General features: G+C 67.8%; 23 protein-coding genes. 7 read left to right on the forward strand and 16 right to left on the reverse strand.

Going from position 1 to position 24,398, the window contains the following annotated elements; translation table 11 throughout:
- Nucleotides 1–28: 28 nt before the first annotated feature.
- The 3 genes from SREC43747_RS0101595 to SREC43747_RS0101605 all read right to left on the reverse strand — a co-directional run bounded on the left by SREC43747_RS0101595 (nt 29) and on the right by SREC43747_RS0101605 (nt 2,971).
- Entirely contained in the window at nt 29–724 is a 696-nt protein-coding gene (locus SREC43747_RS0101595) for a M50 family metallopeptidase (RefSeq protein WP_236622971.1), read from the reverse strand.
- Between the two features lie 133 nt (nt 725–857).
- Nucleotides 858–2,177 carry a M20 family metallopeptidase gene (locus SREC43747_RS0101600; protein WP_201768603.1) on the reverse strand — a complete coding sequence of 440 codons (1,320 nt, stop codon included), beginning with the start codon at nt 2,175–2,177 and terminating at the stop codon, nt 858–860.
- A 35-nt stretch (nt 2,178–2,212) separates the two neighbouring features.
- Nucleotides 2,213–2,971 (reverse strand): EI24 domain-containing protein, encoded by a 759-nt coding sequence (locus SREC43747_RS0101605; protein WP_029719407.1) that lies wholly within the window; start codon nt 2,969–2,971, stop codon nt 2,213–2,215.
- Nucleotides 2,972–3,452: 481 nt separating this feature from the next.
- Between SREC43747_RS0101605 and SREC43747_RS0101610 the strand changes: the two genes are divergently transcribed.
- Complete coding sequence (locus SREC43747_RS0101610) at nt 3,453–3,878, forward strand: peptidase inhibitor family I36 protein (RefSeq protein WP_029719408.1); 426 nt, start codon at nt 3,453–3,455, stop codon at nt 3,876–3,878.
- Between the two features lie 233 nt (nt 3,879–4,111).
- Nucleotides 4,112–5,131 (forward strand): iron-siderophore ABC transporter substrate-binding protein, encoded by a 1,020-nt coding sequence (locus tag SREC43747_RS0101615; protein ID WP_029719409.1) that lies wholly within the window; start codon nt 4,112–4,114, stop codon nt 5,129–5,131.
- 353 nt (nt 5,132–5,484) lie between these two features.
- Here the strand turns inward: SREC43747_RS0101615 and SREC43747_RS0101620 are convergent, their stop codons facing one another.
- From SREC43747_RS0101620 to ligD, 7 genes are all read right to left on the reverse strand, one after another.
- Nucleotides 5,485–6,768 carry a dihydrolipoamide acetyltransferase family protein gene (locus SREC43747_RS0101620; protein ID WP_029719410.1) on the reverse strand — a complete coding sequence of 428 codons (1,284 nt, stop codon included), beginning with the start codon at nt 6,766–6,768 and terminating at the stop codon, nt 5,485–5,487.
- Between the two features lie 25 nt (nt 6,769–6,793).
- Nucleotides 6,794–7,789, reverse strand: coding sequence for an alpha-ketoacid dehydrogenase subunit beta (locus SREC43747_RS0101625; RefSeq protein ID WP_029719411.1), 996 nt, complete (start codon nt 7,787–7,789; stop codon nt 6,794–6,796).
- Nucleotides 7,790–7,904: 115 nt separating this feature from the next.
- Nucleotides 7,905–9,002: a pyruvate dehydrogenase (acetyl-transferring) E1 component subunit alpha gene (gene pdhA / locus SREC43747_RS0101630; protein WP_029719412.1), complete on the reverse strand. Its 1,098-nt coding sequence runs from the start codon at nt 9,000–9,002 to the stop codon at nt 7,905–7,907.
- 27 nt (nt 9,003–9,029) lie between these two features.
- Nucleotides 9,030–10,487, reverse strand: coding sequence for a dihydrolipoyl dehydrogenase (lpdA, locus tag SREC43747_RS0101635; protein WP_029719413.1), 1,458 nt, complete (start codon nt 10,485–10,487; stop codon nt 9,030–9,032).
- Nucleotides 10,488–10,704: 217 nt separating this feature from the next.
- Nucleotides 10,705–11,877, reverse strand: coding sequence for a PucR family transcriptional regulator (locus tag SREC43747_RS0101640; protein ID WP_236622972.1), 1,173 nt, complete (start codon nt 11,875–11,877; stop codon nt 10,705–10,707).
- A gap of 68 nt (nt 11,878–11,945) precedes the next feature.
- Entirely contained in the window at nt 11,946–12,797 is an 852-nt protein-coding gene (locus tag SREC43747_RS0101645; RefSeq protein ID WP_029719415.1) for an acyl-CoA thioesterase, read from the reverse strand.
- A gap of 505 nt (nt 12,798–13,302) precedes the next feature.
- Nucleotides 13,303–14,295: a non-homologous end-joining DNA ligase gene (ligD, locus tag SREC43747_RS0101650; RefSeq protein ID WP_037331158.1), complete on the reverse strand. Its 993-nt coding sequence runs from the start codon at nt 14,293–14,295 to the stop codon at nt 13,303–13,305.
- A gap of 160 nt (nt 14,296–14,455) precedes the next feature.
- Between ligD and SREC43747_RS0101655 the strand changes: the two genes are divergently transcribed.
- The 4 genes from SREC43747_RS0101655 (at nt 14,456) to SREC43747_RS0101670 (ending at nt 17,174) form a co-directional block, all read left to right on the forward strand.
- Nucleotides 14,456–15,211, forward strand: a complete 756-nt coding sequence (locus tag SREC43747_RS0101655) for a DsbA family protein (protein WP_029719417.1) — start codon at nt 14,456–14,458, stop codon at nt 15,209–15,211.
- A complete protein-coding gene (locus SREC43747_RS0101660; protein ID WP_029719418.1) occupies nt 15,208–15,840 on the forward strand; it encodes a vitamin K epoxide reductase family protein in 633 nt (210 codons plus the stop codon). The genes SREC43747_RS0101655 and SREC43747_RS0101660 overlap by 4 nt, the downstream gene beginning before the upstream one ends.
- A 90-nt stretch (nt 15,841–15,930) precedes the next feature.
- Nucleotides 15,931–16,371 carry an ATP-binding protein gene (locus tag SREC43747_RS0101665; protein ID WP_029719419.1) on the forward strand — a complete coding sequence of 147 codons (441 nt, stop codon included), beginning with the start codon at nt 15,931–15,933 and terminating at the stop codon, nt 16,369–16,371.
- Nucleotides 16,368–17,174, forward strand: a complete 807-nt coding sequence (locus SREC43747_RS0101670) for a SigB/SigF/SigG family RNA polymerase sigma factor (protein ID WP_029719420.1) — start codon at nt 16,368–16,370, stop codon at nt 17,172–17,174. The genes SREC43747_RS0101665 and SREC43747_RS0101670 overlap by 4 nt, the downstream gene beginning before the upstream one ends.
- Before the next feature lie 74 nt (nt 17,175–17,248).
- Here the strand turns inward: SREC43747_RS0101670 and SREC43747_RS0101675 are convergent, their stop codons facing one another.
- Nucleotides 17,249–18,088, reverse strand: coding sequence for a M23 family metallopeptidase (locus SREC43747_RS0101675; RefSeq protein ID WP_029719421.1), 840 nt, complete (start codon nt 18,086–18,088; stop codon nt 17,249–17,251).
- 716 nt (nt 18,089–18,804) lie between these two features.
- Complete coding sequence (locus tag SREC43747_RS0101685) at nt 18,805–19,974, reverse strand: NAD-dependent epimerase/dehydratase family protein (protein WP_029719422.1); 1,170 nt, start codon at nt 19,972–19,974, stop codon at nt 18,805–18,807.
- Between the two features lie 260 nt (nt 19,975–20,234).
- Here SREC43747_RS0101685 and SREC43747_RS0101690 point away from each other — a divergent pair, with 260 nt between their 5' ends.
- The gene (locus SREC43747_RS0101690; RefSeq protein ID WP_051387564.1) at nt 20,235–20,705 is read left to right on the forward strand and encodes a GtrA family protein; all 471 of its coding nucleotides are present in this window, start codon (nt 20,235–20,237) and stop codon (nt 20,703–20,705) included.
- Here the strand turns inward: SREC43747_RS0101690 and SREC43747_RS21785 are convergent.
- The 4 genes from SREC43747_RS21785 to SREC43747_RS0101705 form a co-directional block, all read right to left on the reverse strand.
- Nucleotides 20,674–21,498 (reverse strand): glycosyltransferase family 2 protein, encoded by an 825-nt coding sequence (locus tag SREC43747_RS21785; RefSeq protein WP_236622973.1) that lies wholly within the window; start codon nt 21,496–21,498, stop codon nt 20,674–20,676. The two genes, SREC43747_RS0101690 and SREC43747_RS21785, sit on opposite strands and share 32 nt — an antisense overlap.
- A gap of 20 nt (nt 21,499–21,518) precedes the next feature.
- Nucleotides 21,519–22,934 (reverse strand): hypothetical protein, encoded by a 1,416-nt coding sequence (locus SREC43747_RS21790; protein WP_236622974.1) that lies wholly within the window; start codon nt 22,932–22,934, stop codon nt 21,519–21,521.
- A 9-nt stretch (nt 22,935–22,943) separates the two neighbouring features.
- Nucleotides 22,944–23,894 (reverse strand): NAD-dependent epimerase/dehydratase family protein, encoded by a 951-nt coding sequence (locus SREC43747_RS0101700; RefSeq protein WP_029719424.1) that lies wholly within the window; start codon nt 23,892–23,894, stop codon nt 22,944–22,946.
- 65 nt (nt 23,895–23,959) lie between these two features.
- The gene (locus SREC43747_RS0101705; RefSeq protein WP_029719426.1) at nt 23,960–24,397 is read right to left on the reverse strand and encodes an SRPBCC family protein; all 438 of its coding nucleotides are present in this window, start codon (nt 24,395–24,397) and stop codon (nt 23,960–23,962) included.
- Between the last annotated feature and the right edge of the window lies 1 nt (nt 24,398).

Raw genomic sequence — 24,398 nt, forward strand, 5'->3', positions numbered from 1 at the left:
GGAGGCCCGACAAGCAATGCGCCGGAGATCACACCTGCGGCAGCAACAGCATCCAGCGGGCCCCGAGGACGAGCGAGACGACACCGGTGAGGAACCAGCTGGCCAGCCACAACCCGGCCGGCACCCCGGTGAGCCGGGCCAACTGGTCGGCGTCGGAATCGGGCACCCGACGGCGAGCCCGCTTCGCCCGCAGCTCCAGCACCGGCCGGATACCCCCGAACAGCAGGAACCAGCTCAGCAGCGCACCGCACACGGCCTGCCACGCCGGGTCGGCGTACCACGACACCGCGCCCAGCAGGCCACCGGTCACCAGCACGGACAGCACGCCGTAGGCGTTGCGGACGGCCAGCAGCATGGCGGCCAGCAGACCGACGCACACCCACAGCAGCAGCTGGGTCCGGCCGGCGGTCACCAACCACGCCCCGCCCAGCCCGAGCAGCGAGACCGCCGGGTACCCGGCGAACAGCGTGAGCACCATGCCGGGGCCGGTGGACTTCCCGGTGGACACGGTCAGCCCGGAGGTGTCCGAGTGCAGCCGGATCCCGTTGAGCTTGCGCCCGCTGAGCAGCGCCACGAGCGCGTGACCCCCTTCGTGGGCGATGGTCACCGCGTTCCGCAGCAGTCGCCACGAGCGCCGGCCGATGACCAGCAGCAGCGACACCAGTCCGGTCACCAGCGCCACCGCGTTGCCCGCATCGAGCAGCTGCGCTGTCCAGTCACGCACTAATTCGTCCACAACAGATTCTCTAGTTCGCCGCGTCAGCGCGGAAAGCGAGTTCTCCGACGGGGCACAGCGTAGTCACCGGAGCCGACCCCGACCGCAATCCGTTAGCCACGCCGCAATCCCCGCCGGCCGCTCAGTCGAAGAAACTGGCCACGTCCACCGGTCCACCGGCCGCGGCGAACTCCTCGGACACCGCTTCCCGCAGCTGCGGATCCGCCAGGTAGTCCAGCGCGGTCAGGGCCAGCCCCACCGCCCCGTCCAGCACGGCGCGGTCGCCGCCCGGCGAAGCCGCGGCCGCGGCGAACTCCTCGGTGTGCAGTGCCAGGGTCGGGTTCCCCAAGCCGATCATCGGGTGGATAGCCGGCAAGCGGTAGCTGAGGTTGCCCAGGTCCGTCGACCCGGTCAGGTATTCCGGGACCGCCCCGCCGGGCAGGGCTTTCCGCCCCCGCCGCGCCTGGTGCTGCGTCCAGCGGGCGGCGAGCGCGGTGTTGTGCCGGATCGGCAAGTAAGGCGGGTTGGCGTCCCAGTTCAGCTTCACCCCGCAACCGGTGGCCGCCGCCGCGCCACGGGCGATCTTCTCCACCCGGCGCGCCATGTCGGCAAGGGCTCCGGGCACCGAGGAACGCAGGTAGAACAGGAGCGCAGCCCGGTCCGGGACGACGTTGGGGCGCTTCCCGCCGTCGGTGATGACGCCGTGCACCCGGTCGGTGGGCGGGATGTGCTGGCGCAGCGCCGCAACCCCCTGGTAGGTCGCCACCGCCGCGTCCAGCGCGTTGCGCCCCATGAACGGCTGCGCAGCGGCGTGCGCGGCCACCCCGTGGAAGACGATCTCCACCTGGCGCCGCCCCAGGAACGGGTGCGTGGCGATGTCGTGCGAGAACGGGTGCAGCATGACCACCGCGTCCACGTCGTCGAAAACCCCGGCCCGCGCCAGGTGCTCCTTGCCGCCACCGCCCTCCTCGGCCGGGGTGCCGACCAAGCTCACCCGACCACCGGTCTCCGGCAGCTCCGCGGCAGCGGCCAAGAACGCGCCGACCGCTGAAGCGCAGATGATGTTGTGCCCGCAGCCGTGGCCGATGCCGGGCAGCGCGTCGTACTCGGCGAGCACCGCCACGTGCGGCCCTCCGGTCCCCACGACGGCCTGGAAGGCCGTCTCCAAGCCGCCGATCCCGGTGCTCACCTGGTGCTCGTGCGCCCGCAGCAGCGCGGCGACCTTCTCCACCGAGCGGTGCTCCGCGAACCCCTCCTCCGGCTCGGCGTGCAGCTGCCGGCTCAGCTGGACCAGCTCCGCGGAGAGCTCCTCCACCCGCTGCTCAACGGCGGTGCAGGTCTTCTCCCCGGCCCCGGCGAAATCGGAGCGCAGCGGTTGAGCAGTTCGCACCGCTCGCTCCGTGAGCTGCTCGACGGCCTGCAGGTACGCGTCATCCGGCTGCACTGGCTGAGACTGAGTCACAGCCAGGACTGTAGGCGAAACTCAGAGCGGTGACATCAACTTCCGGTTACGCGTTGCGGCTCATCGGTCAGCCGGTGCGCCAGCAACGTCCCCCCGACCACCGCGGAGGGGATCACCACCAGCTGCGCGACCGGGATCAGGCACAACAGGTAGACCGGCAGCCCGAAGCCGAAGGTCATCGGCCGGTTCCGGCGCAGCGCTCGATGCCGGTGCCGGATCCCCAGGCCGCGCCGCTGGAACAGCAGCCCGACCATCTCCAAGCTGATCATCCAGGCCCCGAACAGCGCCCCCAGGACCGGGGAGGCGAGTTGCCCGGCCACCGGGACCAGGCCGATGGCGAACAGCACCACCGCGCCGCAGACGGTGATGCCGATCAGCTTCAGCGAGTCGGCGAGGCCGCGGAGGGAAGAGCGGACGAACCCGGCCCCGTCCCCGGAGGTGTCCAGCCCGAGCTCCTCTTCCACTTCCTCCGCGATGTACTCGTAGAACGGTCCGCCGACGAACAAGGTCACCGCGATGAACGAGATCGAGGCCAGCAGCACCGCTGCCCCCACCACCAGCACTCCGAGGACCACTCGCAAGGTCGTCCGCAGCGCTTGCGACCAGTCCTGCGCGAACGGCGTCATCCAGGTGACCAGGTCACCGCTGAAGTACAGGAGCGTCCCGACACCGCCCAGCAGCAGCAGGGTGCTGAGCACCGCGGGCAATGCGCCGAGCAGCAGCAGCCGGGGCCTGCGCGCGATGGTGGTGAATCCGGAACCGAGCGTGCGGACTCCAGCCAAGAAAGAACTCATGTGGAACGTTCTCCGGTGCAACGCCAATCGATCATCTTCACCATAACTGGTGAGTTATACCGCCGATCGAACTACCGAACACAAGAACTAGTCGTTGCCCACCGGCACGTTTCCACCGCACCTTCAGCAGATCGAGCAGCTCATGGAGGTGCGGCCCGCGGCAATACCCCAGTCCCCACTGGACCGGTGCCGGTACGGCGACCACACGAACAGGTGCTCGCGCTGCAGTTTTTCCGCCTCGCAAGTTATTTCGCAGCGGCCGCTTTCCGTTGGCTGGGTTATTTTTGCTGCGTCCGCGGAAGCCAGGCACATTAATTTCCGCCGCTGGCAACCTTTTGGGTTTTGTCAGCGTACTGACTGATGTGGAGACACCAAGGGGGGATGTCCCCGGGTGCTCCATTTGACCGCCTGGCTCAGGCGGAAAACCGTAATACGCACACACCCGAACCTTTGTGGCATTCCGATGAGAGGTAGAACCGCCATGCGCAAAGCCCGCTCGCGTATCTTCGCCGTCGCCGCCGGTTCAATGCTGACCCTGGCCACGGCTTTCGCCGGTACCTCTACCGCCCAGACCGAGGAACAGGTCGACGTCCAGGAAGCGCACCACGCCATGGCCGCTGCGTGCCAGGACGGCTACCTCTGCATCTGGGAGGGCCCGTACGGACAGGGCAAGCGAGTCGACCTGTTCTACTGCAACCAGACCGTGCACCTCAAGGACTACGGCCTGGAGCGGGTCGGCTCGTTCGTGAACAACCAGTACGACGGGACGGTCGCGTACTTCTACGGCCCGAAGGACCCGATGGACGGTGACAGCCCGATCGTGCAGCAGTACACCTCCACCGCCTTCGAGATCCGGGACAACGACCAGAACAAGTACACCACCCACGTGGAGGCCTGCCGCGGCTGACGGCTCCCCCAACAGCTGACCCGTCCCGGCTGCGGGGCGGGTCAGCACGCGCTCGGCTTGCACCGGGAGCAGCGCTGCACCGCACGAGCAGCGATGCGGCGCACCACGGGCAAGTGTCTCGAATCACCGCTGCAGCAGCACCCGGCGCTCTCCGCAAACAGAGCAAGTTAGGTTAGCCTTGCTTTGCATAGCACGGCGATCGCCTGAGGAACTCTGCTACGAAGGGCGCGGTGATGACTTCGTTGACACAACTTGCTGGCTCCTCTGTCAGCAGACGTGGTTTTCTCATCGGTGCGGCCGGCCTGGTCGCCACCGCAGGCCTGGCCGCGTGCGGCAGCGGGGACAACACTTCCGGCAGCGCCGCCCCCTCCGGCCCCGGCTTCCCGGTGAGCATTCCCAACCGCTACGGCACCGCCACGATCGAAACGGCACCGCAGCGCATCGTGAGCCTCGGCATCACCGACCACGACGTGCTCCTGCCGCTGGGGATCGTCCCGGTCGGACTGACCCAGTGGGGACCGTGGGAAAGCGGTGTGGGCCCTTGGGTGGAGCAGCACCTCAACGGGCAGCAGCCGAAGCTCTTCGGCAGCGAAGTCGACATCGAGAGCGTCATCGCGCTCAAACCCGACGCCGTGGTGGCCCTGCAAAGCGCGCTGACCCAGGACCAGTACAACCGGCTCAGCAGCTTCTGCCCGGTCGTGGCGCAACCGCCCGATTCGATCGACTACGGCGTGAACTGGCGCGTCCAGGCCGAGACCATCGGCCAGCTCACCGGAAAGCAAGCCGAGGTCCAGAAGCTCATCGACAGCACCCAGGCGCACATCGACAAGGCGCGCAACGACAATCCGTCCTTCGCCGGCAAGACGCACGTCACCGTGCGCACCGACTCGCAGGGAACGTACGCCGCCTACACGAAGCAGGACGCCCGGACCGCGCTCCTGGAGCAACTGGGCCTGAAGCTGTCACCGGCCATCGACGACCTCGACAGCGGCGGCAAGTTCAACGTCAAGGTCAGCAAGGAGCAGGTGTCGCTGCTCGACGCCGACGTGGTCATCGTCACCACGGCCAAACCGACCGACGTCGAAGCAGTGCGCAACGACCCGTTGCTGAACAACCTCCCCGCCGCGAAGCGGGGCGCGCTGCTGCTGGTCGACGACTACGACCTGACGATGGCACTGGGCTCGGCGACGGTGTCCAGCATCCCGTTCGCCCTGGACCGCCTGGTGCCGCAGATCGCCAAGGCGCTGCAGTGATCCGCGGTGGCGTGCTCGCTCCCGGACAGCGGGCACGCCACCGGACCGCAGGGCCAGCAACGGGGCGAACGCCGCAGCGCGCCCCTCTTCCAAATCAGTGCTTTGTGGACTGATCAGAGGACCGATCGGGCTGATCGATCCACCACCAGAAATATCACATTGGACTCTTTCCGAAATCTCCCCTGAATAAAGGAGATCCGCAAATCCGAGCACCCGCGCCAGATTGCTTCACAGTGGACGAACGTGGTGCGGGGCGGGAGGAGAAGCGGATCCGCGGGAAAGACGAACACGCATGGAACGGCCCCCACCGCGAGGTCGGGGAGCGTCGCGGTGGGGGCCCGAGTCCGCTTCGGTCAGGCGATGATCCGGAGCGGATCCTCCAGCAACCCGGTCAATTGCTGCAGGAACGCGGCACCGACCGCACCGTCGACAGCGCGGTGATCCGCGGACAAGGTGACCCGCATGATCTTCCGGGCGACGAACTCGCCCTCCCGGACCTGCACCTCGTCCTTGACCGCGCCGACGGCCAGAATCCCGGCCTCCGGCGGGTTGATCACAGCGCTGAACTCCTCGATGCCGAACATGCCCAGGTTCGAGATGCTGAACGTGCTGCCGCTCATCTCGTCCGGCCGGAGCTTGCCCTCCCGGGCCCGCACCGCTTTCTCCTTGGCTTCCGCAGCGATCTCGGAAACGCTCTTGCGGTCGGCGTCCCGGATCACCGGCACCACCAAACCGTCCTCGAGGGCGACCGCCACCCCGAGGTGGATCCGCTTGTGCTGGAGCAGCTTGTCCTCGGCGAACGAGACGTTCAGCGAGGGGTTCGCCCGCAGCGCGGTGGCCACCGCCTTGACCACCAGGTCGTTGATGCTGACCTTGGGGCCACCGGCGGCCAGCAGCCGCTCGTTGAGCGTGGCTCGGAACTCGACCAGCTCGGTGACGTCGATGGCGCTGGTCAGGTAGAAGTGCGGCGCCTGCTGCTTGCTCTCGGTCAACCGCTTCGCCGTGACCTTGCGGATCCGGCTGAGCGGGACCTCCTCCACGTCCTCTGTGCCCCGCGCCGGCTGGGCGGCCGCCGGGGCCGGCTGCGCGGGCTGCGGCGCCGCCGGTTGAGCGGCCTGCTGCTGCTCGGCAGCTGCTTCGACGTCCGCGCGGATGATCCGACCACCCGGGCCGGTGCCCTGGACGTCCGCCAGGTTCACGCCGAGCTCCCGGGCCACCGCCTTGGCCAGCGGAGAGGCCTTGGGCTTCGGCGGAGCCCCGGCGTCCTGCTGCGGCTGCGCGACCGGCGCCTCCGTCGGGGCCGGCACGCCGTTGGTCCGCGGAGCCGACTGCTCGGCGGTGTCCTCAGCGCTCTGCTCGCTCGGCGCGCTCGGGGCCGGCTCCGGCTCGGAGGAAACCCCGGAACCGTCGCCGAGCACCGCGATCGGCGTGCCGATCGGCACGGTCTCGCCTTCGGCCACCAGGATTTTCTCCAAAACCCCGTCGTCGTAGGCCTCCAGCTCCATGATGGCCTTGTCGGTCTCGATGTCGGCCACCACGTCACCCCTGCTGACCTGGTCGCCCACCTGCTTGCGCCAGGCCGCGATGACGCCCTCCTCCATCGTGTCGGAGAGCCTCGGCATGTGAATGTCGGTCATGATCTTCCCTCGGTGTGCACCGTTCTCAGCGACGGCGGCCGACCGCATCCAGCGTCTGGAGTACGGCGGTGGTCAGCGACTCAGCGGAAGGCAGTGCCGCCCGCTCCAGCGGCTTGGCGTACGGCAGCGGAACTTCCGCGGCGGCGACCCGGCGCACCGGAGCGTCCAAGTAGTCGAAAGCACCGTCGGAAATGGACGCGGCGATCTCCGCGCCGATTCCGTAGGTGAGCCAGTCGTCCTCAGCGACCACGGCGCAGCCGGTCTTGCGCACCGATTCCACGATCGTCTGCCGGTCCAGGGGCCGCAAGCTGCGGAGGTCGATGACCTCGGCGTTGATCCCCTGCTCGTCGGCGAGCTTCTCGGCGACCTGGTTGGCGACCATCGCCATCCGGGAGTAGCCGATGATCGTGATGTCGGTGCCGGGCCGGGTCACCTTGGCCTTGCCGATCTCGGCGGGCTCCAGGTTATCCGGGACTTCGCCCTTGGTGTTGTACAGGCCCAGGTTTTCCAGGAACAGCACCGGGTCGTTGTCCCGGATCGAAGCCTGCAGCAGCGCCCTGGCGTCCGCCGGGGTGCTGGGGGCGACGACCTTCAGCCCGGGCACGAAGGCGTAGTACAGCTCGATGTTCTGCGAGTGCGTGGCGCCGAGCTGCTGCCCGCCGCCCCCCGGGGTGCGCAGCACCATCGGAACGCTGCACTGGCCGCCGAACATGCCGTAGATCTTGGCCGCGTGGTTGACGATCTGGTCGAGGGCGATCAACGAGAAGTTGATCGTCATCAGCTCGACCACGGGGCGCAGTCCCAGCATGGCCGCGCCGATCGCGGCGCCGACGAAGCCTTCTTCGGCGATCGGGGTGTCCCGGACCCGCTTCTCGCCGAACTCCTGCAGCAGCCCCGCGGTGATCTTGTAGGAGCCTTCGAAGACCCCGATCTCCTCGCCGATGAGGAACACGTCCTCATCGCGCAGCATTTCCTCGCGAAGCGTGTCATGTAGTGCTTGGCGGTACGTGATGACGGCCAAGGTGTTCTCTCCTGGAGATGGACAAGGAAGGCCGTGAGCCTCCGGCGCCGGGTGCGGCAGCGCGAAGACTCACGGTCCGTGTGGCGGGGTGTCGGTAGATCGCGGTGCGGAAGTCTCAGAAAACCGGGTCTTCCGGAAGTCGCCGCGAATCGTTGGCCACCGGGGTGGCGTAGGTGTAGTCGAACAGGGTGGCCGGGTCCGGGTGCGGGCTGTCGTCGGCGAACGCGACCGCCGCATCCACCTCGGCCTGGGCCTTGCGCTCGATCTCGGCAGCGGATTCCTCGCTGAGGATGCCGGCCTCGATGAGCTTCTGCCGGAAGTTGAGCACCGGGTCGGCCTGCTTGGCGGCCTCCACCTCTTCCTCGCTGCGGTACTTGGCGGGGTCCACGACCGAGTGCCCCTTGAGCCGGTGGCTCACCGCCTCCAGCAGAGCCGGGCCCTCACCGGAGCGAGCCCGCTCCACCAGCCGCGTGGCGGCGTCCCGGACGGCCAGCACGTCGTTGCCGTCCACCCGCTCGCTGTGCATGCGGTAGGCGGCCGCCCGCTTGTACAGCTCGGGTTCCGCGGAGGAGCGCTCCACCGTGGTGCCCATGCCGAGCTGGTTGTTGACCACCACGAAGACCACCGGGAGCTTCCACAGCGCGGCGATGTTGAGCGCTTCGTGGAAGGCGCCGATGTTGGTGGTGCCGTCCCCCATCTGGCACATGACCACCTGGTCGCCGCCCCGGTAGTCGATGGCCAGCGCAGCACCGGTGGCCAACGGGATCTGGCCGCCGACGATGCCGTAGCCGCCGAGCAGGCCGGCTTCCACGTCGAACATGTGCATCGAGCCGCCCCAGCCCTTGGAGGTGCCGGTGGTGCGGCCGTACAGCTCCGCCATCACCCGGCCGGGCTCGATCCCCTTGGCGATGGCGTAGCCGTGTTCGCGGTAGTTGGTGAACAGCAGGTCGGTCTTGCGCAGCGCGCGCATCAGACCGACCACCGTGGCTTCCTCACCGAGGTTCAAGTGGCAGTAGCCGCCGATCTTGGCCTGGGTGTAGCCCTGGGCCGCCCGCTCCTCGAAACGACGGATCAGCGTCATCTCGTGGAAGTAGTCCTGCAGCAGCTCGGGGGATTCACCCCGGAACGGCTTGTCCCCGGAGCGCCGCGGCGAGCTGCTGCGACGAGTCTTGCTCCGGGTGGCCGGTTTGCTGCGGGTAGCTGTCTGTGCCATCACAGAGCCCCTTTCGACAATGCTCGGTCAGCGTTTCCTGGGCGGTGCCACGTGGATCGGCAGCCCCAGTGCGGCCATCGCCGCCTCCATTCCGACCTCCCCGAGCGTCGGGTGGGCGTGGATGGTTTCGGCGAGTTCGTCGAGGGTCGCCTCGAGCGCGATGGCCAGTGCGCCTTCGGTGATCAGATCGCTGGCGGAGGGACCGATGATGTGCACGCCGAGCACTTCGCCGTACTTCTTCCCGGCGACGATCTTCAGGAATCCCTCGGTGTCACCGTAGGTCTGCGCGCGGCCGAGGGCGGCGAACGGGAACTTCGCGGTGACGATCTCGTGGCCGGCCGCGGTCGCCTGTTCCTCGGTGAGCCCCACGCTGGCGATTTCCGGGTGGGTGAACGTGGCCGCCGGGATGACGTTGTAGTCGATGGCGGCGTGCTGTCCGGCGATGGTCTCCGCAGCCACCACGCCCTGGTGGGAAGCGACGTGCGCCAGCAGCGCCTTGCCGGTCACGTCTCCGATCGCGTAGACGTGCTCGACGTTGGTGCGCAGCTTGTCGTCGACCTGGATGAAACCGCGCTCGTCGACGCCCACTCCGGTCTTGTCGAGGTCGAGGTGGGCGGTGTTGGGCTTGCGGCCAACGCCGATCAGCACCACGTCGGCGTCGATCTGCTGCGCCTTGGCGCCGTCCACGGTGACCTTCAGACCGGACTTGGCCTGCTCGATCTTCGAGACGGTGGCTTCGGTGAGCACCTTGATGCCCCGCTTGCTGAACGAGCGGCCCAGCGCCTTGCCGACCTCGGCGTCCTCGGCCGGCACCAGGGTCTTCTGCATCTCGATGATGCTGACCTCGCTGCCGAGGGTGGCGAACAGGCTCGCCCACTCGGCACCGACCGCGCTGCCGCCGACGATGGCGATCCGCTTGGGCACCTCGGTCAGCCCGAAAGCGCCGTCGGAGGTGATGACCCCGGGAAGGTCGGCGCCTTCGATCGGCAGCTGGACCGGGACCGAGCCGGTGGCGATGATGACGTCCTTGGCCCGCACCTGTTCGAACGCCGCACCGCTGGGTTCAGCGGCGTAGCGCGGCCCGTCCGCGCCGAGCGGTGGCTCCCCGGTCGGGTAGACGTCCACTGTGGTTGGTCCGGTGAACCGGGCGTGCCCGTTGATCACGGTGACCCCGTTGCTCTTCAGCAGACCGGCCACCCCGTCGGTGAGGCCCTTCACCACGCTGTCCTTGCGCCGCCGGACCGTGTCGTAGTCCAGGGCGACGCCTTCCACCTGCACCCCGAAGTCGGCCGCATGCAGAACGGTCTCGTAGACCTCGGCCGAGCGCAGCATGGCCTTGGTGGGTATGCACCCCCAGTTCAGGCACACCCCGCCCGGCCGTTCCTTCTCCACCACGCCGACGGAAAGTCCGCGCTGCGCAGCCCGGATCGCGGCAACGTAGCCGCCAGGACCGCCGCCCACAACCAGTAGGTCGAACTCTTGCACTTCGCTGTGCTCCTTTTACTGCACGCGCCGGTTACAGAAACGCCCGGATCGAGCGGACGGATCTCACTGAGAGTGTCGTGAGCGACACCACTCGCACGCCAGGCGCGCTTGCCCAGAGTTGAAATCGCGCAACTGTGCAGCCCGCACATTTTCGGCAATGCCAACTACGCCAAGCGACAAAACTATCACTTGGCGTAGTTGTCCGTGTGGAGGGCGATCAATCGAGCACTTCCCGGCGCAGCCGCAGCGCGGACAGCGCGAGGGAAAGCGCGACGTAGGCATCGCGCCCGTTGATCGGATGGCCGATCAACGACGTGATCCGGTGCAACCGGTTCAGCACGGTGTTGCGGTGGCAGTGCAGGCGGAGCGCCGCGTTCGCGGTCGAGCAGTTCTCGTCGAGCCAGGCGCTCAACGTGTCCAGCAGCATGTCCCGCTCCTTGGGCGGGAGTTCCAGCAGCGGGCCGAGCTGCGATTCCAGCAGCCGCTGCGCCAGGTCCGGCGACTGCACCAGCAGGGCCTCGGGGAAGCGCTCCTCCAGGGTGACCAGTCCGGCCTTCCCCGGGCGCATGGTGTTGAGCGTGGTCAGGGCCAGCTGGTGGGCCAGCCCCACCTCGACCAGACCGTTCACCGGTGGCGACACCGCCACTCGGGCGCGGGCCAGCGGCCGCAGCGCGTCCAGGGCCATCTTCGGCTCGCGCTGTTCCAGGGCCACCAGCCCGACGACGGTGTCGGCGCGCATGTGCCACACCGACCGGAGGTGCAGGGCGTGCAGCGCGTCGTGCTGCCCGCGCAGTCCGGATCCGCCGTCCGCCGCGCTCTCGGCCACCACGACCAGGTACCGCCCGCCGACGGGCAGGTCCAGTTCCTTGGCCGCGCGGTGGGCGAACGCCGCTTCCCGGGCTCGACCGCTGAGCAGGTCCTCGACCAGCGCGTGCCGGCGCTGGTCGTCCCGCCGCAGCTTCTCCAGCTCGGTGCTGCGGTAGTAGGTCGACAAGGTGGACGACAGGCCGTCGATCACCCGCCACATGGCGGTGGCCAGGTGCAGCATCGCGTCCGGGTCGGCGCCGTCCCGGTGCGCCTGCTCGACCAGCGCTTCCCACACGATGCGCCCGCCGAGCCGGAAGGTCCGCAACATCACTTCCAGCGGCACGCCTTGCTCGGCCCGGCGCCGTCCGATGGCCGCGGCGACGTCGTCGCCGTCCGGGCCGGAGACCTCACCGCAGAGTATTTCCAGAATTCTGCGCAGGTAGTTCTTGCAGCCCTCCCACAGATCCTCCCGGGGGACGGGACTGTAGTCCGTCCACTCCGGGTTGTCCGTGAAGATGGCCGCCATCAGCTGCTCGGCCAGCACCGGGACGTCGTCGAGCCGAGCACGGGCGAGCCCGGTCAAGGCTTCCGTCGAAGATTGGGCAGGATCCGCTACCACGCTCTTCGACAATACCGCCTCAGGCGGGCGGATCACCGCTTCATCTGCAGCAGGCCCTCCTGCGCCACGGTCGCGACGTGCTCGCCGGCGCGGTTGAACACGTTGCCGCGCCCCAGCACGCGCCCGGAATTGGCGACCGGGCAGTTCTGGTCGTAGAGCAGCCACTCGTCGGCCCGCAGCGGCCGGTGGAACCAGATGACGTGGTCCAGGCTCGCCAGCTGCACGCCCTTGGCGTGCCGGTCCACCCCGTGCAGCAGGAACACCGGCTCCAGCAAGGTCATGTCCGAGGCGTAGGCCAGCGCGCAGGCGTGCAGCAGCGGATCGTCCGGCAGTCCTTCCGCGGTCCGCATCCACACCAGGTGCCGGGATTCCCCGCTCGGCTCCACCGGAGCCGGGTACGGAGGTGCGTCGACGTGGCGGAGCTCGATCGGCCGGGGCTTGGCCCACCAGTCCGGGATCGGCACCTCCGCGTCCGCCAGTCGCTCGTGCAGGGGGAGGAGGTTCTCCGGCGGTTCGGCGGGCGGGCACGGCTCCTGGTGCTGCAACCCGTCGGGGCGGGGTCGTTGGAAGGAGACGAGCGCGGTGAACACTTCCGCCCCGCCCTGGCGCGCCGTCACTCGCCGGGAGGAAGTGGCGCCACCATCCCTGATCCGTTCCACTGTGTACTCGACGAGGTCGGTGGGATCAGCGGCCCGCACGAACAGCGCGTGCATCGAGTGCACCGGACGGTCAGCGGCAACCGTGCGCCCGGCGGCGGCAACCGCTTGCGCCAGCAGCAGACCGCCGAACAACCGCTTTTCCGGCAACGGCTGGGTCCGACCGAGGAAGCGGTCCCGGTCCGGTTCGGCCAGTTCGAACAAATCCAGCAAACGCGGAAATTCCATGTTCGAAATCAACTACCCGCCCGTCGAACTGACAAGGGCTCGTGAGGGTCCCCACACCGGCGCCGAGGCGATCAACCGACCATTCACCCACACGTGAATCGGCCTTCAAGCGCTGGACACTTCGGGTAACTTGCACCTACTTGGAGTATTCAGTTAATTACCCTGGGCGACCGAATAGCTTCACATAAGCCTCAAAACGAACAGCTTTAACAGGGAGGTGCGCATCACACCCTGGTGTGCATCAGCGGCGCTAACGTTCTGTATCGTGGTGGCGAAATCCCTGGTGGAACGACACTTCGCCGCCGTTCCGGCTTCAAGATCCCTACGTCCAGAATTCGGGGGCAAACGCACCATGCAGACAAACAGCCGCACTGTCGTGTCGGTTGTAGCGACGTTAGCAATGGTCATCGCGACCGTGCTGCTCGCCGCATGGAATCCTGCGCAGACACCGTCTCCTGCCAGCAGTCAATCCGCGATAATCAGCACCTCCCACTGACCCGCCGGATCACCGCTCCCGCACCACGTCCCGCGGTCGTTTGTCGTTGCGCAACCCCGAATACCGGGGATGCCGCAGCCTGCCGTCGCCGCTCCATTCCGAAAAACCGACCTGCACGACGAGTTCCGGGTGGATCCAGTGCGGATTCGGTTCCGGAACTGGATCGGCGAACGGCGAATCCGTTCGGCGCAAAGCGGCCATTCTCCTTCGGAGCGCTCGCAACGTCCGCTCGGTGTACCCGGTGCCGACCTTGCCCGCGTACCGCAACCCGGCCTCGTCGTAGTAGCCGACCAGCAGTGCGCCGAAGCCGTACCGGGTGCCCTTGGGATCGGTGTAACCACCCACCACGAATTCCTGTTCGGCAACGCACTTGAACTTCAACCAGTCCCGGGTGCGCCCCTTGGGGTAGGGCCGGTCGGCCTGCTTGGCGATCACCCCTTCCCAACCGCTGTCGCAGGCCTGCCGGAAGAACTCGTCTCCCCCGCCCCGGCGGTGCGCGCTGAAGCGGAGCGGATCGGTGAAGTCGAAGCACTGCGCCAACAGGTGTTTCCGGGTCAGCAGCGGCAGAGCGGAAACATCCACCCCGCCGAACTGCAGCAGGTCGAAGAAGTAGCAGTAGACCGCAACACCGCTCTGCTCAGCTTCACGCGGATCGGTGAGGTGGATGCGGTGCTGCAAACGCGCGAAACTGGTCCGCTCCCCCTCGAACGCGACCACCTCGCCGTCCGCGACGAAGCTGTCCGCCCCTTGGTCCGCCAGGGCGGCCACGACTTCCGGATACGCCGCATCGGCCCGCTTCCGGTTCCGCGTCCACAGCACCGGGCGCCCGCCCGAACAACCGGCGATGATCCGAACCCCGTCGAACTTCCGCTCGAACACCCAGTCCGGGGAGGAGAACCGCTCATCGGTGAGGGTCGCCAGCGCCGGTGGGTGCCAAGTGCCGCCGTCCCACGGCCGCAGCAACTCGCGCTGATCATCACCGATCAGAACCGGCGGATCCATGGCAGTCAGTTACCCGGTTGATCAACCGGGGAAACGGCGGTGCGGCAGGGAGAAGATCCACCCGCTCACTTTCACTTCCGGGTGAATGCGGGAAACTGGGCGTGCTAGCGAAGCCAACACGAGCATCCTTGCCGACAAGACCCCCGAAGGTGACCAGCCGATGCCGAAGACACCGAATCCGCTGACCAGCCGAAGCGGCCCGTCGATGAACGTCATCCTCACTGTCGTGGTGGTCCTCGTCGCCGTCTTCGTGATCGGCGGCGTCCTGCTCTTCTCCCGCAGCGGAGAACAAGCACCGACGACCGAGAACGGGCAGCCGGCGCCGGAACTGCTGCAGCAGCCGCACGACAACGTGCTGACCGAAGCGTCGGACGACAAGGTCACCCTCGTCGAATACCTCGACTACCAGTGCCCTGCTTGCTACCAGTACTACCAAGCGGTGACCCAGGACATCGAGCGCGAGTACGAGGGGAAGATCGACTTCGTCGTCCGCAACTACCCGATCCAGAAGGCGCACCCGCTGGCCCGCAGCGCGGCGCAAGCCGCCGAAGCGGCCGGCAAGCAGGGCAAGTACGCCGACATGTACCACCTGCTCTACGGCAACTGGCAGGAGTGGGCGCTCTCGACCAACCAGGAAGGCAAGCCCACGATCAGCGACGACCAGCAGCGCGCCGAGCAGATCTTCACCAAGTACGCCCAGCAGATCGGACTGGACGTGGAGAAGTTCCGCCAGGACGCGAACTCCGAGGAGGTCAAGAACAAGATCGACCAGGACGCCCGGGTCGCTGAGCGGTTCGGGGTGAAGGGGACCCCGACCCTGTTCCTCAACGGCGAGCGGTTCCAGCCGCGGGTCGAGAACCTCCTGCAGGTCAAGGACGAGCTCCGCAAGCAGATCGACGAGGAGCTGGCGAAATGACCACCACCGCTGAACCCGCACCTGCGGCGAGCCCGGCCGGCCCGCCGGAGGACCGGAGACCTCGCGGACTCGCTTGGCTCTACGTGATCGGCGGAGCGATCGGCTTGGCCGGCTCGTTCGCGCTGGTGCTGGAGAAGCTGCAGAAACTGGCCAATCCCGACTACGTGCCGACCTGCAGCATCAACCCGATCATCTCCTGCGGGTCGGTCATGGACAGTCCGCAGGCCGGCGTGTTCGGCTTCCCGAATCCGCTGATCGGGCTGGTCACCTTTCCGGTGGTCGTCACCGCGGGTGTGGCGATCCTGGCCGGTTTCCGCCCGCCCCGCTGGTTCTGGCTGGGGATGCAGGCGGGCACCCTCTTCGGGATCGGCTTCGTCCACTGGCTCATCGTGCAGAGCCTCTACGAGATCGGGGCGTTGTGCCCCTACTGCATGGTGGTGTGGGCGGTGATGGCCCCGTTGTTCTGGTACACCACCCTGCACAATCTCCGGAACGGTTACTTCGGCGGCGGAGTGTCACTCGGAGTAGCCCTAACGAGGGTCCACACCGTCATTCTTGTGGTGTGGTATCTCGCCATCGTGGTAATGATCTTGCAGAGGTTCTGGTACTACTGGACTTCGTTGATCTAGCCGGAACGTCCGTTTGTTCGGCACGGACGTCGGGTACCAGGTGACTGTGAGTAAGGTGCGCGTGCACCGACCGAGACGAGGTGGCCCCGGATGAGCGTGGAGCGCGATGTCGCGCGTGTCGACCCTGACCCTGCCACGGACAACCTGGTCGAGGTCCGCGTAGCAGCCGAGCCCGCCCAGCTGCCGGTCATGCGGGCCGTCGTGGGCGATCTGGCCATGCGCGCCGACTACGACATCGACTCGATCGCGGACCTTCGGCTGGCGGTCGACGAGGCGTGCTCGTCCCTGGTTCGGCTGGCAGCCCCGGACGCGACCCTGATCTGCCGGTTCCGCACCGACGACAGCACTTTGGCGATCAGCGCCGAAGTCACCAGCAAGGATTCCTTCGGCCCCCGAAAGGACACCTTCAGCTGGCGCGTGCTCAGCGCTCTTGCGGACACTGTGTCAACCTCAGTGGAGTCGGACGATTCTGCCGAAGGCAGCCACCGCGTGAGGATCGATTTGACCAAGGGACGGACGGGGAACGTGTGAAGCGAACGGATTCTCGGTCAGCCAGCCGCTCACGAAACGATCGATACGAGAAGCTGGCGCCGTTGTTCCGCGAGCTGGCCAATCTGTCCAAGGGCACACCGGAGTACGAAGAACTGCGCGACAAGCTGGTCACCGAACACCTGCCGGTCGCCGAGCACATCGCCCTCCGATTCAGCAACCGCGGTGAATCCCTCGAAGACCTGACCCAAGTGGCCACACTCGGGCTGATCAACGCGGTGGACCGGTTCGATCCCGACCGGGGCGTGGATTTCCTCTCCTACGCGGTGCCCACCATCATGGGAGAAGTCCGGCGGCACTTCCGGGACACCGGCTGGGCCGTGCGGATGCCGAGGCGGATGCAGGAGCTGCACCTGGCGGTGTCTTCGGCGATTTCCCGACTGTCGCAGGAACTTGGCCGGGCCCCGACCCCGAGCGAGCTGGCCAAGCACCTCAACATCAGCACCGATGACGTCTACCGCGGCTTGGAGGCGGGCAGCGCCTACCGGAGCTCGTCGCTCGACGAACTGCTGAGCGACACCGACGAAATCCCGTTGGGCGACGCCCTCGGCTCGGACGACGCCGAGCTGGTCGAGGTGGAGAACCGGGAAACGGTCAGACCGCTGCTGGAGCGGTTGCCGGAGCGGGAACGGCGGATTCTGGTCATGCGGTTCTTCCGCGGGATGACCCAAACGCAGATCGCCGAGCAGATCGGCATTTCCCAGATGCACGTGTCCCGGTTGCTGTCCCGGAGTCTCAGCCAGTTGCGGGAGCACTTGGGAGAGCCCGCGTCCGCCAACGAGTAGCGCTGCCCGGGTCCCCGTCGGGGGCGCAGGGCCCCGGGCAGCGAACCTGCGGAAGACGGCCTTCCGCAGGGGCTTCAGAGCTGCACGCCGTGCTCCTCCAACCACGACAGCGGGTTGACCTTGCTGCCGTTCTGCAGCACTTCGAAGTGCAGGTGCGGGCCGGTGGACTGACCGCGGTTGCCCATGGTGGCGATCTGCTCCCCGGCCGCCACGCGTTCTCCGACGCTCACGTCGATCGTGTTGACGTGCCCGTAGACGGTGATGGTCCCGTCGTCGTGCTGGACGCGGACCCACAGGCCGAAACCGCTGGCCGGCCCGGCGGTGATGACTTCCCCGGCGGCCGCTGAGCGGACGGGGGTGCCGATCTCGTTGGCGATGTCGATGCCCTGGTGGGTGCTGCCCCAGCGCGCGCCGTAGCCGGAGGTGAGGACGCCTTCGGCTGGTTTGGCGACTTCAGCGCGCTGGGCGGCTTCTTCGGCAGTGCGCCGCGCTGCTTCGGCGCGGGCGGCTTCCTGGGCGGCGCGGCGTTCGGCCTCGGCCTTGGCCTTGGCAGCCGCGGCTTCGGCGGCCTTGCGCGCGGCTTCCGCGCGGGCGGCGCGCTGCCGGTTGATGGTTTCGCTCTTCTGGATCTTCTGCTGTTCGGCCGCCGTGCTGATCGGGGGTTCGGCGGCCAGCAGTTGGATGGCCGGTGCGCTGGTGCTGCCGTGGACGCGAGCGACGTCGTCGTCCGAGGTGCGCTGGCCGCTGCCGGAGGCCAGCGGCTGGCCGATGGCGGTGAGCGCGCCGGTGGCCACCAGCGCAGCCACGATCTTGCCGCCCACTTCACCGCGGTGGCGCCGCAGCGTTCGGGCGATGCGGCGGACCGCTGCCGGAAGGGTTCCGGTCGGGGGTCCGCCCCGGCTGTGCTTGCCCATTCCTGCCTCTCGCTTTCGGGGGTGGTCACGGCCCGCCGGGGGATGCGGGCGACCTCTCGGGGAGCGAGGCTGGTCGTAACCAAAACGTGATCTGCGAGCAGCAAAAGTAGCCGAGGGTAATCAAAAAAGCAAGCATTCACCCAAAAAGAGCTGAACAGAACTACCGAGCGGTCTGCAATTGACCACTAAAAGTAGTCAATTCTGATAAAGATCGAATAACACCCCGGTGAGGAATCCCCTCGGCGCACCCACCGGCGAACCGGCGGTCAGCAGCGCTCGACCGCACCGCGATCCCATCGTCCGCGCAGGTCGAAGGCCGCCGCGGCCCCGCGCGGCAAAGCGCCCGTCGCCGACCGGTGCCGCGACGGTCGTCCCTCCGGTCCCCGAAGAACCGCACCGATGCCGCACGAGCGGGGAGCGGCGAGGCCGGAATGGTGCCCTTGGCCATGTTCCGCGTGATCCGCGCCCCAACCCGAGCGCTCACCCGGGATACAGCAGGTGCAGCGGGCCACCGCGCTCGAACCCGCTGGCCCGGAGCGCGCAGCACCGGACCGGGCACAGCACGCCCCGCACCACCCGGAAAGCGCCGGCACGAAAGCAGGTGCTCCGGGTGCGGAACTTCCTCCGCACCCGGAGCACCTGGTCATCCACCTCTCCACCGCCGTGCTGCCGACACCGCGGAGCCGGCGGGAAAGGCGATCGCCCGAACCGGCGGTTCAGTTCTCCTCGCGCACCGGGTTCGACGGCTTGCGCCAGTTGATCGTCGGCCGCATCGCCGCCAGGTCCACGCGGTGCTTGTACTTCTCGGTGATGCCGAACATCGACTCGATGAGCTCGTTGGACAGCAGGTGCGGCTGCAGCCCGAGCTCGACCAAGCCGGTGTGCTTGACGTTGTAGTAGTGCTCGTGCTGCTCGACCCGCGGGTTCTCCAGGTACTCGATCTCGACGTCGCCCGAGAAGCTCTCGGCCACGACCTTGGCGATCTCACCGACCGAGAAGCTCTCGGTCATCTGGTTGAACACCCGGAACTCACCGCGGTCGGCCGGGTTCTCCGAGGCCAGCCGGATGCACTCCACGGTGTCGCGGATGTTGATCAGACCACGGGTCTGGCCACCGCTGCCGTAGACCGTGAGCGGGTGGCCGAGCACGGCCTGGATGACGAACCGGTTCAGCACGGTGCCGAACACGGCGTCGTAGTCGAACCGGGTCGCCAGCCGCGGGTCCTTGGCCGTCTGCGGCGTCTCCTGGCCGTAGACGATGCCCTGGTTCAGGTCGGTGGCGCGCAGCCCCCAAGCACGGCAGGCGAACTCGATGTTGTGGCTGTCGTGCACCTTGCTGAGGTGGTAGAACGAGCCGGGCTTCTTCGGGTAGAGCATCCGGTCGGTCCGCCCGTTGTGGGTGACCTCCAGCCACCCCTCTTCGATGTCGATGTTCGGGGTGCCGTACTCACCCATCGTGCCCAGCTTGACGAGGTGGATCTCCGGGTCCACCTCCTGGATCGCGAACAGCACGTTCAGCGTGCCGATCACGTTGTTGTACTGGGTGTAGGTAGCGTGCTTGCGGTCGATCATCGAGTAAGGCGCCGCACGCTGCTCGGCGAAGTGGACGATGGTGTCCGGCCGGAAGTCCCGGATCATTTCGACGGTGAACTCACCGTCGACCAGATCACCGCAGTACATCTTGAGGCTCTTGCCGGAGACTTCCTTCCAGGCCTGCAACCGGACCTGCATGGGTTCGATCGGGACGAGGCTCTGGACCCCCAGCTCGTGGTCGTAGCCCCGGCGGGCGTAGTTGTCCGCGATCGCGACGTCGTGCCCGCAATCGGACAGATGCAGAGCGGTCGGCCAGCCCAGGTAGCCGTCCCCCCCGAGGACGAGGATTCGCACGCCTTCTCTCCCTACTCCTCCAGCCGGTGCGCACCGATCGGTGCGCATCTCGAACTATGGATTGATACAGAAACACCCATCTCGGATACAACCGGATCGTCTCACTCAACGGCCATTTGGCGAAGCCCTCCCCTTCCTCGCTCAACACCTCCTGCCGGCCTCGGTAACCTGCACACGGGTCCCGCGACGGCAGTCCGCCATCCGAATGAGATCATGCCCGATCGTTGATCGATGCCAAACAGCAGCGTGGAGGCCACCCCGTGCAACAGGTGCTCAGCTGGGGCAGCAGACTGCGGCGGAGCCGCTACTGGCGGCTGGCGAGCCGGTTCGCGGCGGCCTCGGTCGTGGCGACCGCCATCAGCCAAGTGGTCTTCCTGCTGACCTACGGCCTCACCAGCTCGGCCGGAGCGGCCACCGTGCTGGGCTGGCTCGCCGGCGCGATCCCCAACTTCCTGCTCAACCGCCGGACCTGGGGCGGCGGCGGTCGAGAAGCGCTGCGCCGGGAAATCCTGCGCTACGGCGCCATCTCGATCGCCACCGCGGTGCTCGCCGCAATCGCCACGCACAATGCCGAGCATCTCGCCCACCTGCTGTTCCCGCACGCCCGAACCGGGCAGGTCGCGGTCGTCTGGGGAGCGTTCGTCGGCACCTACGGGGTCATGTTCGTGGTCAAGTTCTTCCTCATCGACCGGCTGGTGTTCACCGATCGGCGACACCGGCGGGCTCAGTAGCCCGGCTCGTGCGGTTCTGGGCCAGGGCGCGGCGCTCCCGCAGCCACGTGCCGAACACCACCCTCGCGTACCGGTAGCCGTAGAGGAAGTTGTTGCCCTTCTTGCTCTGCCCTGCCGCGCGCGGCAGCATCCGCATCGGCTGCTCCATCACCCGGTAGCCGCGGCTGAGCACCCCGACGAGCAGTTCGGAGGACTGGTACTGCTGTTGTTCGAGCGTCACCGAGTTCGGCACCTCGGCCTTCATCCCGCGGAAGCCGAACGAGGTGTCGGTGATGCGCTGCCTGGTCAGGGCGCTGATGATCCACGCGAACACGTAGGTGCCGATGCGGCGCATCAGGGCGGGGCGCTCGTTGCTGCCCAGCCGCCGCGAGCCGGTGACGAAGTCGGCCCGGTCGTCGATCAGCGGTTGCAGCAGCTTCGGCAGCTCGGTGATGTCGTACTGCCCGTCGGCGTCCGTGGTGACGATGTACTCGGCACCGCGCTCGGCGGCCAGGTGGTAGCCGAGCCGCAGCGCCGCCCCCTGCCCCCGGTTCACCGGTGCGATGCAGGTCTTCGCCCCGTGCTCGACGGCGACCTTGGCGGTCTGGTCGGTGGCGCCGTCCACCACCACCAAGGTGTCCACCTCCAGGCCGCAGCTCTCCCCGGGGATGCTGTCGAGCACTCCGCCGATCGCCTCCTCCTCGTTGTAGGCGGCGATCAGCACGACGACCGGAGCGAAGCGGTGCTCCCCGTAGCGCTGCGCGTAGTCGTCCAGAGCTGCCCGGTCCACTTCGTCCGGGAACGTCAAGGCCATCTGAGCTCCTCGTGGTTCGTTCAACGGGTGGTCGGGGTCTTCCGGAAGATGGCCGTGATCGCGATAGCACCGGCCAGCGGAATCAGCACCAGCCCTGGCAACTGGTAGCGCCAGGAGAACTCCATCGCCGCAGCTGTCCCCAATACGGTGATTGCCAGGCCAGCCGGCAGCAAACACACCGCGCGCAGGCCGGAGCGGCGGGCCCGCCCCGCCCCCAGCACGGCGGCCACCGCCAGCACCAGCCCGGCCCCCAGCGCCGTGCCGGAAGCGTAGCCCCCGTTGAGCTGGTAGGCGCGCAGGAAACCGGCCAGGTCGGGGTTGACGTGGATCTCGCCGTCGTCGTACAGCTCGGTCCACTCGACGACGTACCACTCCTCGTCGTACATCGGGTAGGTCGTCTGGAACTGCCAGCGGTGCAGCGGGACGTCACCGGGCGACTGAGTCCTGGTCGGCGCGAACCCCTTGAGGAAGTCCTGGAGAACACCGCCGAGCACGTCGAACGGCTGGTGCATCAGCACCTTGGCGGCCAGTCCCCCTTGCGCGGCCACGTGGTCCATTCCCTCCGGGAGGAGGCGTCGCACGTTCTCCTGGACGTTCCAGAAGTGGATGTAGTGGTCTATCCCGATGCGCTTGCGCTCCTCCACCGGCTCGTCCGGGCACACCAGCTGCTCTTCCGGCGTGAGGTCCAGCTCTTCGCACTTCGCCACCATCGCGGTGCGCCCGTAGACGACGCTGCCGGTCGCCCCGCCCAGCGCCGGAGTCCCGGTCCACGCCATGTGGTACATGGCATAGCCTGCCAGGAGCGCTGCGAACGTGCCGGCCAGCGCACCGGCCGAGCGGAGCCGGCGCTTCCACCCGTCCCGCGGCCGCAGGCCGGCCGACAACAGGACGAAGACCACCGCCGGGACGATCAGCGTGATCCCGACGATCCTGGTGATGACCGAGAAGGCCAGCAGCGCGCCGGCGACAGCGGCCAGTTTCGGACCGGGGGTTCCCCACCAGGTCAGCACGTAGACGACCGCCAGCAGCAGCACCTGGAACTGCAGGTCGGACATGATGTTGTGCTCGATCTGCAGCTGGTAGGCGTCCAACAGGGCCGGGGCCGCCGCCAGCGCCGCCAGCCACCTCCAGGTGCCGAACCGGAGCAGCAGGACGTAGATCCCGATGCCGAGAGCCATCCCCATCAGGTGCTGCACCGCGACGACGAAGGTCAGGTCGCCCACCGCGAGCAGCGGCCACAGGAACAGCTCGTAGCCGATCGGGTTGATCCCGCCCGGGAAGAAGACCCCCAGGTCGTTGAGGTAGCGGAACGAGTCGATGTACAGCAGCGCCGGGCGGTAAGCCAGCATGACGACCCCCCGCAGCGCTGCACCGGCCAGGACGAACAAGGCGAGCAGCCAGTGCTGCCGGAGGAAGCGTGCGGTAGTGGCGATCATGGGTGCGGCTCAGACCTCCGCAGCGCGCCGGAAGTCGTCCCACACGGTGCGCAGCCCGCTGGTGAGGGATGTGCTCGGCGCGTAGCCGAGCTCCTGCTGGGCCTTGGTGATGTCCACGATCACCGCGGGCATCTCGCCGTTCTTGGCCGGCACGTGCGTGGCCGGGACCGGCTGGCCGGTGGCTTCTCGAACCGCGTCGATCAGCTCCAGCACGGAGATGGACTTGCCGGAACCGATGATGACGGTCCCGCTGTACTGCTTGTCCCAAGCCGCGAGGATGCCCTGCACGACGTCGCTGACGTGCACGAAATCCCGTCGCTGCGACCCGTCGCCGTAGATCTCCACCCCGTCCCCGGAGAGCGCGGCGCGCATCAGCCGCGGGATGAAGCTGTCCTTGTGCGTCATTCCGGGGCCGTAGATGTTGGTGAACCGCAGAGCGCAGGTCCGCATGCCGTAGGCCCCGGCGTAGCCGGAGAGCAACATCTCGCAAGCGGCTTTGGTGGAGCCGTAGGGGGTCAGCGGCCGCAGGGGCAGCGATTCGGAAATGGTGCCGTGGCCGATGTCGCCGACCACCGCGTTGGTCGAGGCGAAGATGAACTGGTTGACTTCCCGGCTGCGCGCCAGCTCCAGCAGAGCTTGCGTGACCGCCACGTTGTTGTCGTACGTCTCCACCGGACGGTCCACCGAGCGCAGCACCGAGGTGATGGCCGCGAGGTGGACGATGCCGGTCGTGCCGGGGGTCACCGCGGCTTCCCGGACCGCGGCATCGCGCAGGTCGCCTTTGACGAAGGTGACCAGGTCGGAGCGCACCGATTCCGGCGGGTCCTGCAGGTCGACGACGGTCACCGGGACACCGCGGTCGACGAACGCGCGCACCACGGACCGGCCGACGAAGCCGGAGCCTCCCGTGACAACGACTCGAGCGGTATCTGCTGTGGGAGATTCAACGCTGCTTGGCACGGGCCAGACTTTAACCGGAACGCCGGAAGCTCAAACGCGTACCCAGTCCGGCCCGGCCGTTGCGGTCATCCGCCCAGATGCTCGCGCAGCCCGTTCAGCCCTGGTAGGTACACGCCCTCGGCGAAGGTGCGCTCCAGGTCCGCTTCGTCGGCGGCTTCGGCGTCGTAGTCCGCGTACCACTCGACGAAGCTGTGCCCGCTGTCCGTCACCGGAGCCACCCTGATGGTGGCGCGGTAGCTGCGCACCGCGAACCCGCTCTCCAGGATGTCGTAGGTGTAGCTGCGCTGGGCGTCGTCGAGCGCCACCAGGCGTTCCCTGACCACCCCGCCTCCGGAGAGCTGCAGTCGGCGCACGCTGCCGACCGAGTCCGCCGCACCGCCGCCTTCGATCTCGCTGCGCTCGATCGCCGGGTGCCACTCGGGCAACCCGTTGAAGTCCCGCACCACTTCCCACACCCGGTCGGCCGCGATCGGCAGCACCGTGCTGACGTAGGTCCGCGCCACG

It is taken from the genome of Saccharopolyspora rectivirgula DSM 43747, assembly GCF_000497205.1.
GTDB classification, from domain to species: Bacteria; Actinomycetota; Actinomycetes; order Mycobacteriales; family Pseudonocardiaceae; genus Saccharopolyspora; species Saccharopolyspora rectivirgula.

Coding starts and splice junctions, on each gene's coding strand:
- SREC43747_RS0101645 (WP_029719415.1), bottom strand. CDS start 12,797: ATGGAATTTCCGCGTTTGCTGGATTTGTTCGAACTGGCCGAACCGGAC.
- SREC43747_RS0101620 (WP_029719410.1), bottom strand. CDS start 6,768: ATGACCGACATTCACATGCCGAGGCTCTCCGACACGATGGAGGAGGGC.
- SREC43747_RS0101610 (WP_029719408.1), top strand. CDS start 3,453: ATGCGCAAAGCCCGCTCGCGTATCTTCGCCGTCGCCGCCGGTTCAATG.
- ligD (WP_037331158.1), bottom strand. CDS start 14,295: ATGGATCCGCCGGTTCTGATCGGTGATGATCAGCGCGAGTTGCTGCGG.
- SREC43747_RS0101660 (WP_029719418.1), top strand. CDS start 15,208: ATGACCACCACCGCTGAACCCGCACCTGCGGCGAGCCCGGCCGGCCCG.
- SREC43747_RS0101675 (WP_029719421.1), bottom strand. CDS start 18,088: ATGGGCAAGCACAGCCGGGGCGGACCCCCGACCGGAACCCTTCCGGCA.
- pdhA (WP_029719412.1), bottom strand. CDS start 9,002: ATGGCACAGACAGCTACCCGCAGCAAACCGGCCACCCGGAGCAAGACT.
- SREC43747_RS0101655 (WP_029719417.1), top strand. CDS start 14,456: ATGCCGAAGACACCGAATCCGCTGACCAGCCGAAGCGGCCCGTCGATG.
- SREC43747_RS0101605 (WP_029719407.1), bottom strand. CDS start 2,971: ATGAGTTCTTTCTTGGCTGGAGTCCGCACGCTCGGTTCCGGATTCACC.
- SREC43747_RS0101665 (WP_029719419.1), top strand. CDS start 15,931: ATGAGCGTGGAGCGCGATGTCGCGCGTGTCGACCCTGACCCTGCCACG.
- SREC43747_RS0101615 (WP_029719409.1), top strand. CDS start 4,112: ATGACTTCGTTGACACAACTTGCTGGCTCCTCTGTCAGCAGACGTGGT.
- SREC43747_RS21790 (WP_236622974.1), bottom strand. CDS start 22,934: ATGATCGCCACTACCGCACGCTTCCTCCGGCAGCACTGGCTGCTCGCC.
- SREC43747_RS21785 (WP_236622973.1), bottom strand. CDS start 21,498: ATGGCCTTGACGTTCCCGGACGAAGTGGACCGGGCAGCTCTGGACGAC.